We start from the raw sequence: 14,907 nt of genomic DNA on the forward strand, positions 1-14,907 counted from the left end.
CGTCCTCACTGCGGGGGGATGGGCAGGCGCAGGGTGAAGGCCGTGCCCTCGCCCAGCGTGCTGTCCACGGTGATGCGGCCGCCGTGGCTCTCGACGATGCCCTGCACGATGGAGAGCCCCAGCCCCGTGCCCTTCCCCTCCTCCTTGGTGGTGAAGAAGGGATCGAAGATGCGGCTGAGGTGCTTCGGGTCGATGCCGGTGCCCGTGTCGCGCACCTCCGCCACCACCTCCTGGCCCTCGCGCCGCGTGCGGAGCGACACCTGGCCGCCCGGCTTCATCGCGTGGCAGGCGTTGGTGATGAGGTTGACGAACACCTGGGCCAGGTTGGCGCGCACCGCGGAGATGGGCGGCAGATCCGTGGCGTACTCGCGGCGCACGCTCACCTTGGCCTGCCCCACCACGTGCTCGCAGTAGCCGACCGCCTGGTCGAGGATGGCGTTGAGCTGGATCTTCTCCGGCTTGTCCTTCGCCGGCCGCGCGTAGGAGACCAGATCCTTGGTGAAGCGCAGGATGCGCTGGCTGCTCTCCTGGATCTTCCGCAGCTTCTCGATGTCCGCGGGAGGAGCGTCCGGGCGCATGCGCGCGTTCATCAGCAGCGACTCGCTGTAGGCGGCCACCGCCGTCATCGGGTTGTTGATCTCGTGCACCACGCTGGCGGCGAGCTGCCCGATGGAGGCCAGCTTCTCCGCGTGGACGATGCGCTTCTCCAGCTCCTTGAGGACGGTGATGTCCTGCCCGATGGCGATGACGCCCTCCACCTCTCCCTGGGGCGTGAGCACGGTGGAGGTGGCGAAGGCCACTCGCACCTCGCCGCCGCGAGCGCGCAGCCGTGTCTCGAAGGTGTTGGCCGACTCGCCCTGCATGGCCGCGGCGATGATGGAGCTGACGCGCAGCTGCTCGCTCTCGGGGATGAAGGAGAGCAGGTCCTTGCCCAGCACCTCCTCCTTGGTGAAGCCGGTGAGCGCGGACAGGGCCTGGTTGAAGACCACCACCTGCTTGTCCCGGTTGGCCACCAGGATGAGCGCGTTGGCCTTCTCCAGTAGATCCTCCAGGTACTTGCGCACGAACGTCAGCTCGTCGATGAGCTTGGCGTTTCGCACCGCCACGGCCACCTGGTTGGCCAGCTGCAGGAGCACCCGCTCGTCGTGGACGATGTCCGCCTCGAGCCCCTCCGGGTACTCCATGTTGACGGCGCCGAAGAGCTGGCCGCTGGCCACCAGCGGAGCGCTCACGCTCTGGGTGGTGCCGATGAAGAGCAGCGGCACCTCGCGCGCCACCACCACGCGCCCCTCGGGCAGCGAGGAGACCGCCAGGTGCGTCTTGGCCACCGCGCTCTGCTTGAGCACGAGCGGCTCGTGCGCGCCCTCCTTCAGCCGCCCCTCCGCGTAGAGCGAGGTGAGACCTCCGGTGCGCGCGTCCACGATGCGGATGCAGAAGGTGCGGCCGGGGAACAGCTCCTTCACCCCGAGTGCCACCGCCGCCACCAGCTCCTCCTCGCCGGTGGCCTCGGCCACGCTGCGGCTGAGGTCCAGCAGCACGCCCTCCGTGCGGGCCTGCTCCAGCAGCGCGCGCTCGGCCACCATCAGCCGGCCCGGCTCCAGCTGGCCGCGCACCGCCACCGTGTCGCCTCGCCGCGACACCGTCACCTTCACGCTGCGACGGCCCTGCAGCTCCACCTCCACGTCCGAGCTGGTGCCCTCCTCCAGCCCCTGGCTCGGCGTCTGGGCGAGGGCCTCGGCCACCGTGGCCATCATGGACTCGGCCGTGATGCCGTGGGCGCCACAGAAGCGCTCGAAGGCGGGGTTGGCCGCCTGCAGCCGCAGGGCGGCGTCACACAGGGCGAGCGGCTCCTCCAGCAGCTCGAAGAGGGTCTGGAATGCCTCCGGCGTCGGGCCGCCGGACATGCGCAGCACGCGAGAGTCACTCTTCATGGGAGGTCGCCTTGTCGAGGTCGAGGATGCGCTGCGTCCCCATGTAGGCCTTGGTCTCGTAGCGGGTGATCTTCCCGATCTTCCGGACGATCTCCGCCATGCGCTCGGCCTCGCGGTAGATGATGTCCACGGGCCGGTAGGCGAAGTCCTCGGGCTTGAGCTTGCGCTTGAGCAGCTCCGCGTAGCCCATCACCGAGGTGAGCGGCTGGTTGAGCTCGTGGGCGGCGGTGCCGGCCAGCGCGACGATGACGGCACTCTTCTCGCTCTCCTCCAGGCGCGTCTCCACGTCCGACAGCTTGCGCTCCAGCTGCATGCGGTCGCGCAGGTCCGTGAAGATGCCCACAGTGGCCACCTCGCGACCGCCCTCGTAGAGGATGGAGGCCGTCATGTTCACCGGGACGAGCTCGCCATTGCGGTGGATGAGGTCCTGGCGGCACATGGACAGCCGGCCGCGCCCTCCGAAGTCCGGGCTGCGCAGCTGGGCCATGATGCGCTCGGGCACGCCCTGCGGGTAGATCTGCCGGGTGGTCATCCCCGCCAGGGCCTCGTGGGCGGAGATGCCGATGATGGCCTCGGCGCCCTTGTTGAAGAGGATGATGCGGCCCTGCATGTCCGCGGCGATGATGGCGTCCACGGACGAGTCGATCAGCCGCTCCAGGAAGTCCTTGGTGTGGCGCAGCTCGTCGGCCAGCTTGCGCGGCAGCGTCACGTCCCGGAAGGAGAGGATGGTGGCGGCGCTGCCGTCCTTCAGCGGCGCGGCGGACAGCGAGAGCGTGAGGTGCCGGCTGCCCAGGGTCTGGATCTGCACGTCCACGTTGGAGCGGGCCTCGCCCCGACCGGCGGCGGCCACCATCTCCATGATGACGCCGTCATCCACCGTCTGGGCGAGCTGGAGCAGGTGGCGCCCGCGCGCCTGGTCGGCGGAGGTGTCCAGCAGCGTCTCGCCGGCGGGGTTGAGGCTGAGCACGCACGCCTTGTCGTCGAGGATGGCCACGCCCTCGCCCACGTTGGCGAAGAAGAGGCGGTAGGTGCGCAGCGCGGCGGCCTGCTCCTCGGCGGCGATGCGCGCGGACTTCTCGCGCTCCGTCTGCCCGCGCACCGTCTCCAGCACGGAGGCGTTGCGCAGCGCGATGGCGGTGGCGTGCGACACGGTGGTGAGGAAGTCGATCTCCCGCGCGGCGAACGTCTGCCGCCGGCCCGAGGCGCGCAGCAGCAGCACGCCGCGCACCTCTCCGCGGATGGGCAACGGGAGCGCGGCGATGGCGTGGATGCCCTGGGCGGCCACCGCGCTGTGCACTCCCTCCAGCAGCGGGTGGTTGGGGGCGTTCTCCACCACCACGGGGCGGGCCGTGCGGGCCACCTCGCGGATCTCCGGGTAGCGCGCCAGCTCGATGCGCCGGTCCTTGAGCGCCGGGTCATCGCTGGAGGCGACGATGACGCCCTCCTGCGTGTTCGTGTCCAGCATCACCAGCGAGGCGCGGGAGATGTCCAGCTGGAGCGCCAGGCGCCGCGTCACGTCGTGCAGCAGGGCCTCCACGTCCAGGCTCTCGGCGTAGTCGGCCGTCAGCTCCAGGAGCAGCGACAGGTCCTTCTGGAGCTGGGCCTGCTCGTCGCGCTCGCGGTAGCGCTCGGCAAGGCGCTGGAGGCGGTAGGCCAGCTCGTGGGGCACGGCGCTGGTGATGACATCGGCCGGCTTGAGCGGCTCGAGCGAGGCGAAGGCATCCTCGCCCGGATCCACCAGGGCCAGCAGCAGGGCGCGGGCGGACTCGCCGCTGTCGAGCAGCGCGGCGAGCGCCGGGCCGCTGCCAGCGGCGGTGAGGTCCACCAGGATGATGGCGGCCTCCCGCGGCTTCTCCACCACCCGCAGGCCCACTCGGTCCGCCGCGCGGATGAGCGGTTCACGAGCGGAGGAGTCCGCGGGCACCAGGGTCACAGCCAGAGCGAGATCAGAGGGGGGCACGAAGAGGCGGGCTCCAGACGGCGATCGCGGATCCGGAGTCTACACGTGCCCGGGTGTCAGGGGCAGCCCGACTCGCGAGCACCCAGATCCGGGGCCCCTCCACAGAAGGGAAACCCCAGTGCTACACCTCGATCCCGAGCCGGGGAGGCAGGCGTCAGGGTGAAGTCCTCGGCGTCCGCGTCGGTGAAGCCAGGCGAGCGTTCCAGCGAACGCCCATCCAGTCCCGTCTCCTCGCGCCACTGGCCGAGGCCGAGGTCCACACCCTCCAGGCGGAAGCGGGCCGCGCCGCCCTCGCGGAAATAGAGGTTGCTGTCCACCACGGCGCCCTCTCGCCCGGAGCCCGCGCGCAGCGCCTGGGCGCAGCTGGCCAGCACGTTGTTGCGCACCTCCAGCCCCTGCGAGGGCCCCGACTCCCCGCTGCCGAAGATGACGCAGCCGCCCGGCATGTTCCAGACGGTGTTGTGCTGCACCTTCACGTCCGAGGAGGTGTCCACCCGGATGCCACTGCCCTCATTGCCGTCGGCGCCGTCGCCATCCAGCACCAGGTTGCGGCGGATGATGATGTGGGTGGGCGGAGCGCCTACCCGGACGCCGCCGATGTTGATGCCGCGTCCGTTGCCATGGAAGGTGTTCTCCTCCAGCGTCACGTCGCGCGCGGACAGGTGGACGATGACGCCCTCACCGGCGGACTCAGAGGTGCGGCGGTGGCCCCAGATGGAGTTGCGGCGCACGGTGACGCGCGTGCACGTCTTGATGTCCACGCCGTTCTCCTGGTTCTCGTGCAGCTCGTTGTCCTCGATGAGGAGGTTGTCGAACGGCGTGCCGGAGATGGTGGCCCCGCCCTCGGGCCCGAGGCACTGCACCCCGTCTCCGGAGTTGTGGTGGATGTCGTTGCCGCGCACCACCGCGTTGCGCGCCGTCGTCTCCAGGGCGACGCCGTGGCTGTCACCGCCCCCCGCCTTCTGGAAGTGATGGATGTGGTTGTCCTCGACGAGGACGTCGCTGGCGGAGTTGGAGACGTCCACGGCAGCGCCCTCGGCGCCGTTCTTCAGGGTGCTGCCGCGGAGCACACCGTGATGCGCTCCCTTGCCGCGCCAGACCACCGCGAAGGCCCGGTCGCCCGCCAGATCCAAGGTGAGGCCTTCGATGCGCCAGTAAGCTCCGCGCACGTCGATCATCGGGGTGGAGCTGCCCGTGCCGCCCTTGAAGACGGGCGTGGCACCGGGGGCCGCCTTGAGCGTGAGCAGCGAGTCGGCGGCTCCGCCACGCTCCTCGAGCCGCAGCCGCTCCGAGTAGGTGCCGGACTGGAGGAAGACGGCCTCGCCCTGGCGCAGCTGGGAGAGCGCCTTGGCCACCGTGCGGAAGGGCCGCTCCTTGGAGCCCTCGGCGGCGTCACTGCCTCCGGGAGAGACCCAGAGGATGCGCGAGAACTCGGGAGGAGGAGGAGGGGCAGGAGGCACGGGAGCGGGCGGCGGCGCCGGAGGCTCGGCCTGAGGTGGGACTGGTGAGGCAGGGGGCTCCGTGGACGGAGGCGTGGATGGAACCGAGGGCGGAGCGGGTTGCGCAGGGGGCTGCTGCGCCACGGGAGTGGAGGCGGGAGGCGTGGGAGCCGGAGCCTTGGGGCGATTCGAGCGGGGACCTTGCTCCGTCTGCGTCATCTCGGCCTGCCCACAGCCGAGCAGGGAGAGAGCGAGGGCACAACCGAGAGCCCCGAGGGCCGTTCTGACGCGCATCCAGACTCCTAGTGTGGGTCGCGCCGACACCCGTCGTCGCGAAGTCGGCCGCCGGACAAGGCGCGCGCGTGATTCATTCCTCGAATCGAGCCCACACGCTGCCCGCCGGGCTGCTGGGGGAGGCGGCGGCTGACGCGATTCCGCGAGGTTGGGCGCGCGAGATAGAAGTCAGGCTCATGCGAGGCGCCGCGCCCATGCAGGAATTTGGATGCGCCTTGCGTGGGCATGTGTAAGAGCGAGAATCGGCGCACAGCGCGCTCGTTTCACCGGGAGTCGTCGTGGAGATCTTCAAGGAGTTCACCTTCGAGGCGGCCCACCGGCTGCCGAACGTCCCGGCCGGGCACAAGTGCAGCCGGCTGCACGGGCACAGCTACCGCGTGGAGCTCCACGTGCGAGGCCCGCTCGGAGCGCAGTCCGGCTGGGTCATGGACTTCGCGGACGTGAAGACGGCGTTCGCGCCGCTGCTGGCCCGGCTGGACCACTACTACCTCAATGAGGTGGAGGGGCTGGAGAACCCCACGAGCGAGAACCTGGCACGGTGGATCTGGCGGCGCCTGCGTCCCAGCCTTCCGCGGCTCAGCCGCGTGGTGGTTCGAGAGACGTGCACCAGCGGTTGCATCTATCAGGGCGAGGACGACTAGCCTCAGGAGCACACCATGCAACTCTTCACGGAAGTATCCTTCGAGGCGGCCCACCGGCTGCCGAATGTCCCGGAAGGCCACAAGTGCAGCCGGGTGCATGGGCACAGCTACAGGGTCCAGCTCCACATCCGGGGCCCCGTCAACCCGAAGACGGGCTGGGTGATCGACCTGGGAGACATCGACGCGGCGTTCGCGCCCCTGCGCGCGCAGCTCGACCACCACTATCTGAATGATGTGGAGGGGCTGGAGAACCCCACCTGCGAGAACCTGGCGAAGTGGATCTGGAAGCGGCTGCGCCCCTCGCTGCCGCTGCTCTTCCGCATCCAGGTGAGCGAGACGACGGCCTCCAGCTGCATCTACGAGGGCGAGGACGAGTAGGCGTCCCCGCCCCCTGCCTCAGGCGGAGTGGCCGAGCGGCTTGTCGGGCCCGTCGGGCATGGGCTTGCCGTCGTCGTTCAGCAGCACGGGCTTCATCCCGAGCAGGCGCTCCACCAGCGCGTGCCCCGCGTAGATGATGGGCGTGAGCCCCACGGCGACCAGCAGCTTCACCGCGTAGGAGGTGACGATGATGTTGAGCACCACGGCGGTGGGCAGCACCTTGGTCCAGGCGATGAGCTGGAACACGGCGGTGTCGACGAGCTGGGACACCACCGTGGAGCCCGTGGCGCGCAGCCACAGCAGCCGGTTGTGCGACAGCCGCTTGAGCCCGTGGAAGACGGTGATGTCGCAGAGCTGGCTGAGGACGTAGGCGACCATCGAAGCGATCAGGATGCGCTGCGAGGTGCCGAAGACGTTGTTGAACGAGGCCTCGACGGTGCCTCGGTAGTCCGGAGCACGGGTGACGGGGGCCCACTCGATCTCCATGGCGATGTGGATGGCGACGAAGGTGACCAGAGACATGCCCAGGCCCAGCCACGTGACGAAGCGGGCCGCCTTCTTCCCGTAGAACTCGTGGAGCAGATCGGTGAGCACGAAGGTCACCGGGAAGGCGATCATGCCCACGGGCATCACCGCCACGAGCGACCCCAGGTGGACCTCGAAGAGCTTCACGCCCACGAGGTCCGCCACGATGAGCGCGGTGCAGAACGCCGCCGCGAGCACCACGAAGAGCCGAATGCGCTTGTCCAGATTCATCGTTCCTCGAGCTCAGCCGTGGCCCTCGCCCCCGCCGTGGGGAGCGTGCTCTTCCTGGGGGTAATAGGAGATGCCCTGCCCGGGCACCTGGCTCGGGGCGGCGGGCTCCGCGCCGGCCTCCACCGTGGAGCCCAGGCGCGGCCGGGCCACGCACAGCAGGGTCTGCTCGGTGGCGGTGGGGTTCTCGTAGGTGCGCGGGAAGTCTTTCGGCCAGTGGAAGGCGGTCCCTCGCGCCACCGGGCGGCCCTGCAGCAGCAGCCCCGTGCCGAGCACCAGCTCGTCTCCCTCGCCCTGCCGCTCGAGCCGGGTCGGGCCAGCATCCTGTGGCTTCACCCGGAGCCGGTAGAGGCCATAGCCCGCTCCCTCGTGGAGGACGTCCACGCTCCCGAAGGCCGTCTCCTCCCGCCCGTACGCCATCTCCTCCGCCGTGCGGTGCACCTGGAGCGAGGGGGTGGCGCGGCCCCCGAGCGCCTCGGGCTTGGTGACGCGCACGGTGGCCGCTCGCACCTGGGCGCGCGGAGCGTCCACGGTGGGCGGCGCCAGCAGGTAGCGGCAGACCGCCTCCGTCGCGGACTCCAGCAGCTCGAAGCGGGAGGCCTCCAGCAGGAAGCGCAGCTCGCCCTCGAGCCGGCCGTAGTGGATGGTGCGCGCCAGCCGCCCGCCCACCGCCGCCTCGCGCGTGTCCAGGAAGAGGGCCACGTCCAGCCGCAGCGGCTGGGCCGCCACCCGCTCGCGGCGATAGACGCCCACGATGCAGTTCACCGTGAGGCCTCGCAGCTCGATGACATCCAACGGCCGGCCCTGGGCATCCGTCACGACGGGCAGGTGCAGGGGCTCACTCACAGCTGCGCGCTCCTTCCTCCGTCCACCGTCAGCACCTGGCCCGTGATGTACGGCGCCTCTCGCGCGAGGAACAGCACCACCCGGGCGACATCCTCCACGCTGCCCTCCCGGCCCATGGGGATGCGCTGGAGGATGGACGCGCGTGCCGCCGCATCGAAGGACTCGGGGAAGGCGACCACTCCGGGGGAGATGGCGTTGACGCGCACGTGGGGCGCCAGCTCCACCGCCAGCGCCCGGGTGAGCATGAGCAGCGCCGCCTTGCTCACCGAGTAGTGCGCGTAGTGGCTCTCCGCCCGCTCCCCGCCGATGTCGGTGAGGTGCACCACCAGCGGCTGCGCGGCGGCGCGCAGGCTCGGCAGCAGGGCCTGGGTGAGGAAGAAGGGCGCGTCCATGTTCACCGCGAGCATCGTCCGGTACTGCTCGCGGGTGATGGACTCGAAGGCCGCGCGCTCGTACAGGCCCGCGTTGTGGACGAGGACATCCAGCGTGGGGTGGTCGGCACGGACGCGGGCGCCCAGCTCATCCACCTGTCGGGGCTCCGAGAGGTCCGCCGCGTAGAGGGACACGTGGCGGCCCAGTCCTCGGAGCTCCTCCGCCACCGCCTCCAGCGACTTCACCGAGCGGTGGGCGTGGAGCGCCAGGTCATACCCGGCCCGGCCCAGGGCTCGCGCCACGGCGCTACCGATGCGGATGCCGGCCCCGGTGATGAATGCGATCGCCATGCTGCGGACTCCCTAGCAGGGCGGCGCGCAAAAGGCACTTGGGAGTGCCAGAACGACAAACGCCGGGAGCGAGGGGCTCCCGGCGTCGCGGTCTGCATGACTCTGTGTCAGCTACCGGTTCCAGTAGGAGGCCGGCGCGGCGTGGTGCCAGCGGCCGGGGACCCACACCCACTGCTCCACCGTCTCGTAGTGGCCGTCCACCCACTGCTGCTCGTAGTAGCCACCGGTGCACTGCACGCGGCCCCGGCGCCCGTAGTTGCGGCACTCCCTGGGCACCCACACCTGCTCATATCCACCGGAGACCCACTGCTGCACGAGCTTGAGCTCGTAGCGGCCCTGCTGGTGCCGGGGAGCCTGCGGCTGCGGGGTGCGGCGGTAGTAGCGGCCGCCGGGGGAGTAATCGCGGCTGGGAGCGCCGCGGTACTCGCGGTTGTCGCCGTTGCCCCAGGAGTACGTGTGCTCGGAACCGCCGTGGAAGCCCTTGGTCTGCATCTGCGCGTCGCTCTGCTGCGCCTGGGACTTCTGGGTGTCATCCGCCTGCGCCGTGGAGCCGAGGAGCAGCGCGCCGAGAGCCAGGGAGAAGAAGCCGGTCTTGAGAGCCATGTTCGAGTTCCTCCGTCGTATTGCCTTGTTGTCCCTTCTGACGGGGGTCCCCGCGGAACATTCAATCCCCAGCAATTCGGGGGGGTTTCACGTCAACGAGGTGCGACTTCGGCGCAGGTGAGCCCCGCGTCCGGGGCGCAGTTCCGGCCGATGAGACAGCCCCCCGCCCCGTTGAGCTCCACGCAGCGCACGGGCCGGCAGTCTCCGTCCGTCACGCAGGGCTTGCGGCTCAGGGTGCACGCGCCCTGGCTGCAGGTGCCCTGAGCACAGTCAGCGTCCTGCTGGCACGAGCAGTAGCCCAGCACCTCGCCCTCCGCCACGTCGCAGCGCGCGGCGCAGGCTCCGACTTCCTGGGGTGCGGCCTTCACGCATCGCCCGCCTCGTGAGCAGTCCACATCCTCGCGACAGGGGAGTGAGGGGTCCGCGGGGCAGTCGGCATCCACGCGGCAGCGGGACTGGCTGTAGGCCACCACCACGTCCGCGCACTGGTAGCCGTTGGGACAGCCCTGCCCCTCCGAGCAGTCCACTCCACAGAAGGAGCCACCGCCCGGTGCCGTCTCCACGAGGCAGTAGTTGGCACCCCGGCCGCACACCTGGATGCCGCCGCCGTAGTTGCAGCTCGCGCAGTAGGGACGGCGGAGCGGATCCGTGTCGCTGTAGCAGCGCGCCCGCGGCTCGTTGGCCGGAGTGCCACACCGCTCTCCAAAGGCGCAGTCGCCATCGCTCGCGCAGAAGTCCGCGTCACAGACACCCACGGCGCAGGCGGCGCGGCCCGCCTCATCCCTGGCCTCGCAGAGACATGGCACGTCTCCGCAGCGACAGGCCGTCCCGGGACAGTCTCCCGCGCTCTTGCAGCCCTCCACGCAGGTGGCTCGCGAGACGTCACACACCTCGCCCGTGGGGCAGTGCAGGTCCGTCGTGCAGCGACCTCGTGCCAGGCAGGTTCCCGTCGCGCTGTCGCAGAAGAGTGCCGGGTCCGCGCAGTCCGCGTTCTTCTCGCAGCCCGCTCGGGCCTGGCAGAAGCCGGCCGCGTTGCAGAGCTCGCCTGGAGCGCAGGCCGCGTCCGTGCGGCAGAGACACGCGCGTGAGTCCGGGTCGCAGCGGTAGGCCTCCGCGGGAGCGCCACAGTCCGAGGGCTCCCGGCAGTCCGTCCGCGTCTCGGAGCAGGCGGCGAGCAGCACCACGAGCAGGAAGGGGCAGAGGCGGTTCACGGGTCGATCCGCTCCGAGCGGCTCAGGGCATAGGCCGTCCACGCCACGGGCGACAGCGCGTCATACGTCCACTGGTCATACTGGAAGCGCGGCACCCGGCTGGTGGTCAGGTCGGCCCGGAGCACCGCACCGGCAGGGAGCGTGGCACGCAGCACGGCCAGGGCTGGAGCCGGCATCGACACCTGCGTTGGACCACCCGGCATGATGACGGTCCAGCGCGGTCCTCCCGTGGGGCTCAACTCCGAGAGGATGAGCTGCTGCACGTCGGGAGCAGCCCCTCCTTCCCTGCGCCACGCCACCGCGCCCGCGAAGCGGTTTCCCTGCGTGGGGGAGGTGAAGGTGCTGAGCGGCAGCATCGGGCCGAGCGTCACCCCCTGGGCCAGCGCCCCTGGCTGACGGTGGTAGAGCAGACTCTGGGGATACGCGACGGTGCCTTGGAGCAGATCCAGGAAGAGGAAGCTCGAGCCCTCGAGCCGAGGGAAGGACGGGAACGTGAGCCCAGGCCCCGGCCCGACGACGGAGGAGTAGAGCCGCGTCCCCGTGCCCCAGTTGGACGGATGCGGGATGAGCCCCTCCAGGCCCAGGTCCAGCCAGGCGTACACCTGGTGCAGCGGAGTGACGCCTTCCACACTCACAGGTCCCTGCACGGTGAGGGGCACGGTGACGTCCAGGTGCATGTCGAGCACCACGTCCTTCCCCTCGGCGACTCGGGAGTGGGAGGCGCTGATGCCTCGATGGATGCCGAGCAGGTACGGCTCGAACGCCGTGCCCTTCACCACCCCGAGCACCGCGTACACCGCGCGCAGGCCGGGGCGCGCGTGCACGAGGAAAGAGCCTCCCTCCTGGCGCAGCTTCCACGTGTCCGACGTCCGATTCCCCACGCCCGCGAAGGGAGGCCCACCCGCGGGGCTCGACTGGGCGACGAAGACGCGCGCCTCCAGTTCCTCGTCTGGCATCAGCGGCCGAGGCGGCTTGAACCCGAACACCCGCCCCGTGATGACCGCCGTGGGAGCCACCGGTGGGTCTCCGGGATTGGCCTGGCTGCCGATGCGACGGAGGAAGACCGTGAGGTTCTCCGCTCGGATGTGGGTCACGGTGACGGCGTCGTAGCCCTCCTTGAAGGCCGTCACCATCTGCGCGCCCGCGAGCCGCGGATCCGAGAACGTGAGCTGCCCCCGTGAGTCCGTCGTGCCCTGGAACGGTGTGGCCGGATCCGTGCCGAGCATGACGCGTGCTCCGAGCACCGGCGCTCCATAGGCTCCAAACGAGGAGTCCAGCACCGTGACGTTGAGCGTACCGGTGAAGGGAGCCCCCGACAGCCCTCCCGAGCCTCGCGGGTCGAAGTAGGTGAACCCTTCGGTCAGCTCGGCCTGGGCACTGCCTCTCGCCACGGCCACCCGCACTGCTCCCATGCTCGATGGAGGTGTGCGGACAGTAATCGTGTGAGCATCCACCACCTGCACGTCTCGCGCGGGCTGGCCGCCGAATGTGAGCGTGGTGCCCGATCCGAACCCCGCGCCCCGGACCGTGACGTGCGTTCCTCCCGCGATGGCGCCCTGAGCCGGCTCGAGCCAGGCGAGCATGAGCGGCGCTTCGTACTGGAAGACCTTGGGCAGCACGGCCTCGTTCTCCGGATCACTCGCGGCATGGACGCGGAGGGTACTCGCCGGGCCGCTCGCGCCCGGTGGAGTCGTGAAGCGGAGCCGTGTCTCGCCGGAGAGCGAGAGTTCCGAGGCATCGAGTCCACCCACCTGTACCACGGCGTCCGGTGGGAGGTTCGCTCCATCGAGCAGCACCTCCGTCCCGCCTTGCACCGGTCCGGTCGACGGTGCCGCGCCGGAGAGAGTGACTCGGAAGGTGTAGCCGTCCGGAAGGCTCGCGCTCGCTGTGCCTGCCGTGGCGGCCACGGTGACGACTCGGGGAAGCGCGCCTCTGGGAGGCACAGTGATGACCGCTGTCGTGGGCGTCACGGAGCCGAGGGCCACTGGCTGCCCTCCGAAGCTCACGGACAGTCCCGGCGCATCGAGCCCCTGCCCGGTCAGCGTCACGGTGCCGTCGGCACGCGCCCCGACATGAGGAAAGACGCCGTACAGCGTGAAGGCACCAGAGGCATCGACGTAGGTGAAGCCTCCACGCACCGTCCAGGCCTCTCGCGGCGTGACGATGCGGACCTCCACCGCTCCAGGCTTCAGGCTTGGAGGTGTGGTGGCGGTGATGCATGTGGAGCTCTCCACCGTGAAGGATGCGGCGGGGACATCTCCAAAGAGCACGGCGGTGGCACCCTCGAAGCCCTGGCCCGTGAGCACCACCGAGGTTCCTCCCACTAGAGGTCCCGTGAGTGGGGTGACTTCCGCGATGCGCAGCTCCTCGACGTAGCGGTACGCCCGGCGCAGCAGGCCCCCTCCCCCTTCAGCCTGGACTCTCACGTCCACACGGTCCGCCACGAGCCCACGAGGCACCAGGACTCGCAGCTCGGTGGAAGAGAGGCGCATCACCCTCGGACTCGCTGCTCCTCCCAGGAGCACCTGCGTCCTGTCCGTGAAGCCGGAGCCCACCAACGTCACCGTATTGCCGCCCGCCAGCGGTCCAACCTCGGGAGCGATGGTGCGCACGGTGAGGGGCTCGAACCAGGTGAAGCAGCCATCACAGGTCGCTGTGCCTCGAGGATTCCGCAGGGTGATGCTCGTGGTTCCCGCCGGACCTGGAGGCGTTCGCAGATCGATCAAGCCGTCGTCGATGATCTGGAAGTCCCTCACCCGGCTCCCGCCGACCTCGAGCACCGTGAGCTTCGCGGCCTCGGTGGTGCTGCTCGCCACGCCGCTCAGGAAGCCGCTGCCTCTCAAGGTGGTCCAGGTGCCCCCGCCGACCTCCCCACGCGCGGGCAGTGCTGCCTGGAGACGAGGCGGAGAAAGAACGCCTGCGTCCGCACCTCCATCGGTCGCGCCGGCATCCAGGCTTCCGGCATCCGCGGAGCCCTGCGTTCCCGCGTCCTCGCTCGTCCCCGCATCCGCTCCGGGACGGTGCTCTTCGCCACAGGCCACGAGCAGCACCAGCAGCAGGGCCCTGAGCCGCGCACCCGCGTTCATGGCTGCTCCACCTGGAAGGTGTAGCCGTTCGTCGTGCGTGCATCGTCTCCGGTGATGCGCACGGTCAGGGCCTTGCCTCCCACCACTGCCGCCGGCAGGGCGACGACAGCCCCTGTGGGCTCCTCCGAGCATCCCAGCTCCGTGGCACCTTCCAGAAGGCACAGGCGCAAGAGCCCGCTCGCGGCGGCGTAGTTCGTCAGCGAGGCCCTGACTCCTCGCCCCTCGGGGACTGCCAGCGTGAAGTGGTCCTGGTCCTGCGGGCAGATGACTCCTTCAATGGATGTCCCCGAGGCGTAGCTCGTCGCCGTGGCCGGAGTGTCATTGGGCTCCTGGCGGTCGTCATCACAGGGCGTGCCGCGCGAGAGGAAGAACCCGATGTCGTACCGTTGCGTTGGCGCCTGCGTGGCGACCCGCACGGTGTACGCCCCGGGAGTGGCCGCGACGAAGGATGCGAGCATCCACCCGGAGGCGCGCACCCTCCCACTCGCATCCAGGATGACCGTGGCGAAGGAGGACTCGGCGAAAGGATCTCCCTCGACGTTCACTCCCAGCCGGTCGCCTCGCTGCAAGCTGATCGCGAAGTGGTCCACGTCTCCCGCGCACAGGGTCAGGTCGAGGTAGCGGCTCGCACCGACGGAGAAGGCCGTCACGGGGGTGTCGTTGGGCTCGAGGGTGTCCGGCTGGCAGGTCCGAGGCACGCACTCCCCCGTTCCGATGTCACAGCGCTGATCGGAGCGACAGCCCTCATCCGAGGTACATGGCGGCAGGCGCTCCAGGCATGCTCCCGTCGGTACATGGCAGGACAGCGGCACGCGGCAGTCCCGGTCCGAGTAGCAGCGTGGCGACACGGCACAGCGGCCCGCGGCGTCGCACTGGAGGCCCGGGCCACACTCGTTGCTCTCGACACACTGGACGCAGCGGCTCCCGACGCAGCGCTCGCCTGGAGCACAGACCGTGGAGGCGGTCGCCTCCGTGCAGCGCGGGACGCACGCATGCAGCCCTGTGTTGCAGCTCTCGTCCACCCCGCAGTCCGTGTCCTCCAA

Annotated in this window: 12 protein-coding genes; 2 read left to right on the forward strand and 10 right to left on the reverse strand. The window is 70.1% G+C overall.

Features of this window, described 5'->3' with window-relative positions:
- Positions 1–5 precede the first annotated feature (5 nt).
- The 3 genes from KY572_RS21395 to KY572_RS21405 form a co-directional block, all read right to left on the reverse strand.
- Positions 6–1,931: an ATP-binding protein gene (locus tag KY572_RS21395; RefSeq protein ID WP_224244768.1), complete on the reverse strand. Its 1,926-nt coding sequence runs from the start codon at positions 1,929–1,931 to the stop codon at positions 6–8.
- The gene (locus KY572_RS21400; RefSeq protein ID WP_407659987.1) at positions 1,921–3,855 is read right to left on the reverse strand and encodes a PAS domain S-box protein; all 1,935 of its coding nucleotides are present in this window, start codon (positions 3,853–3,855) and stop codon (positions 1,921–1,923) included. Before KY572_RS21400 ends, KY572_RS21395 begins: the two co-directional genes overlap by 11 nt.
- Before the next feature lie 92 nt (positions 3,856–3,947).
- The gene (locus KY572_RS21405; protein WP_224244769.1) at positions 3,948–5,624 is read right to left on the reverse strand and encodes a right-handed parallel beta-helix repeat-containing protein; all 1,677 of its coding nucleotides are present in this window, start codon (positions 5,622–5,624) and stop codon (positions 3,948–3,950) included.
- A 278-nt stretch (positions 5,625–5,902) separates the two neighbouring features.
- Here KY572_RS21405 and queD (KY572_RS21410) point away from each other — a divergent pair, with 278 nt between their 5' ends.
- Complete coding sequence (queD, locus tag KY572_RS21410) at positions 5,903–6,265, forward strand: 6-carboxytetrahydropterin synthase QueD (protein ID WP_224244770.1); 363 nt, start codon at positions 5,903–5,905, stop codon at positions 6,263–6,265.
- 15 nt (positions 6,266–6,280) lie between these two features.
- Positions 6,281–6,643: a 6-carboxytetrahydropterin synthase QueD gene (gene queD / locus KY572_RS21415; protein WP_224244771.1), complete on the forward strand. Its 363-nt coding sequence runs from the start codon at positions 6,281–6,283 to the stop codon at positions 6,641–6,643.
- An 18-nt stretch (positions 6,644–6,661) separates the two neighbouring features.
- Here queD (KY572_RS21415) and KY572_RS21420 read toward each other — a convergent pair whose 3' ends face one another.
- The 7 genes from KY572_RS21420 to KY572_RS21450 form a co-directional block, all read right to left on the reverse strand.
- Positions 6,662–7,399: a queuosine precursor transporter gene (locus KY572_RS21420; RefSeq protein ID WP_224244772.1), complete on the reverse strand. Its 738-nt coding sequence runs from the start codon at positions 7,397–7,399 to the stop codon at positions 6,662–6,664.
- A gap of 12 nt (positions 7,400–7,411) precedes the next feature.
- Complete coding sequence (locus tag KY572_RS21425; protein WP_224244773.1) at positions 7,412–8,242, reverse strand: dihydroneopterin aldolase; 831 nt, start codon at positions 8,240–8,242, stop codon at positions 7,412–7,414.
- Positions 8,239–8,964 (reverse strand): SDR family NAD(P)-dependent oxidoreductase, encoded by a 726-nt coding sequence (locus KY572_RS21430; RefSeq protein WP_224244774.1) that lies wholly within the window; start codon positions 8,962–8,964, stop codon positions 8,239–8,241. Before KY572_RS21430 ends, KY572_RS21425 begins: the two co-directional genes overlap by 4 nt.
- A 111-nt stretch (positions 8,965–9,075) precedes the next feature.
- The gene (locus KY572_RS21435) at positions 9,076–9,567 is read right to left on the reverse strand and encodes a hypothetical protein (RefSeq protein WP_224244775.1); all 492 of its coding nucleotides are present in this window, start codon (positions 9,565–9,567) and stop codon (positions 9,076–9,078) included.
- 92 nt (positions 9,568–9,659) lie between these two features.
- Positions 9,660–10,778, reverse strand: a complete 1,119-nt coding sequence (locus tag KY572_RS21440; RefSeq protein ID WP_224244776.1) for a hypothetical protein — start codon at positions 10,776–10,778, stop codon at positions 9,660–9,662.
- The gene (locus KY572_RS21445; protein WP_224244777.1) at positions 10,775–13,864 is read right to left on the reverse strand and encodes an IPT/TIG domain-containing protein; all 3,090 of its coding nucleotides are present in this window, start codon (positions 13,862–13,864) and stop codon (positions 10,775–10,777) included. The genes KY572_RS21440 and KY572_RS21445 overlap by 4 nt, the downstream gene beginning before the upstream one ends.
- Entirely contained in the window at positions 13,861–14,907 is a 1,047-nt protein-coding gene (locus KY572_RS21450; RefSeq protein WP_224244778.1) for a hypothetical protein, read from the reverse strand. Before KY572_RS21450 ends, KY572_RS21445 begins: the two co-directional genes overlap by 4 nt.

It is taken from the genome of Hyalangium gracile (genome assembly GCF_020103725.1).
Taxonomy (GTDB): domain Bacteria; phylum Myxococcota; class Myxococcia; order Myxococcales; family Myxococcaceae; genus Hyalangium; species Hyalangium gracile.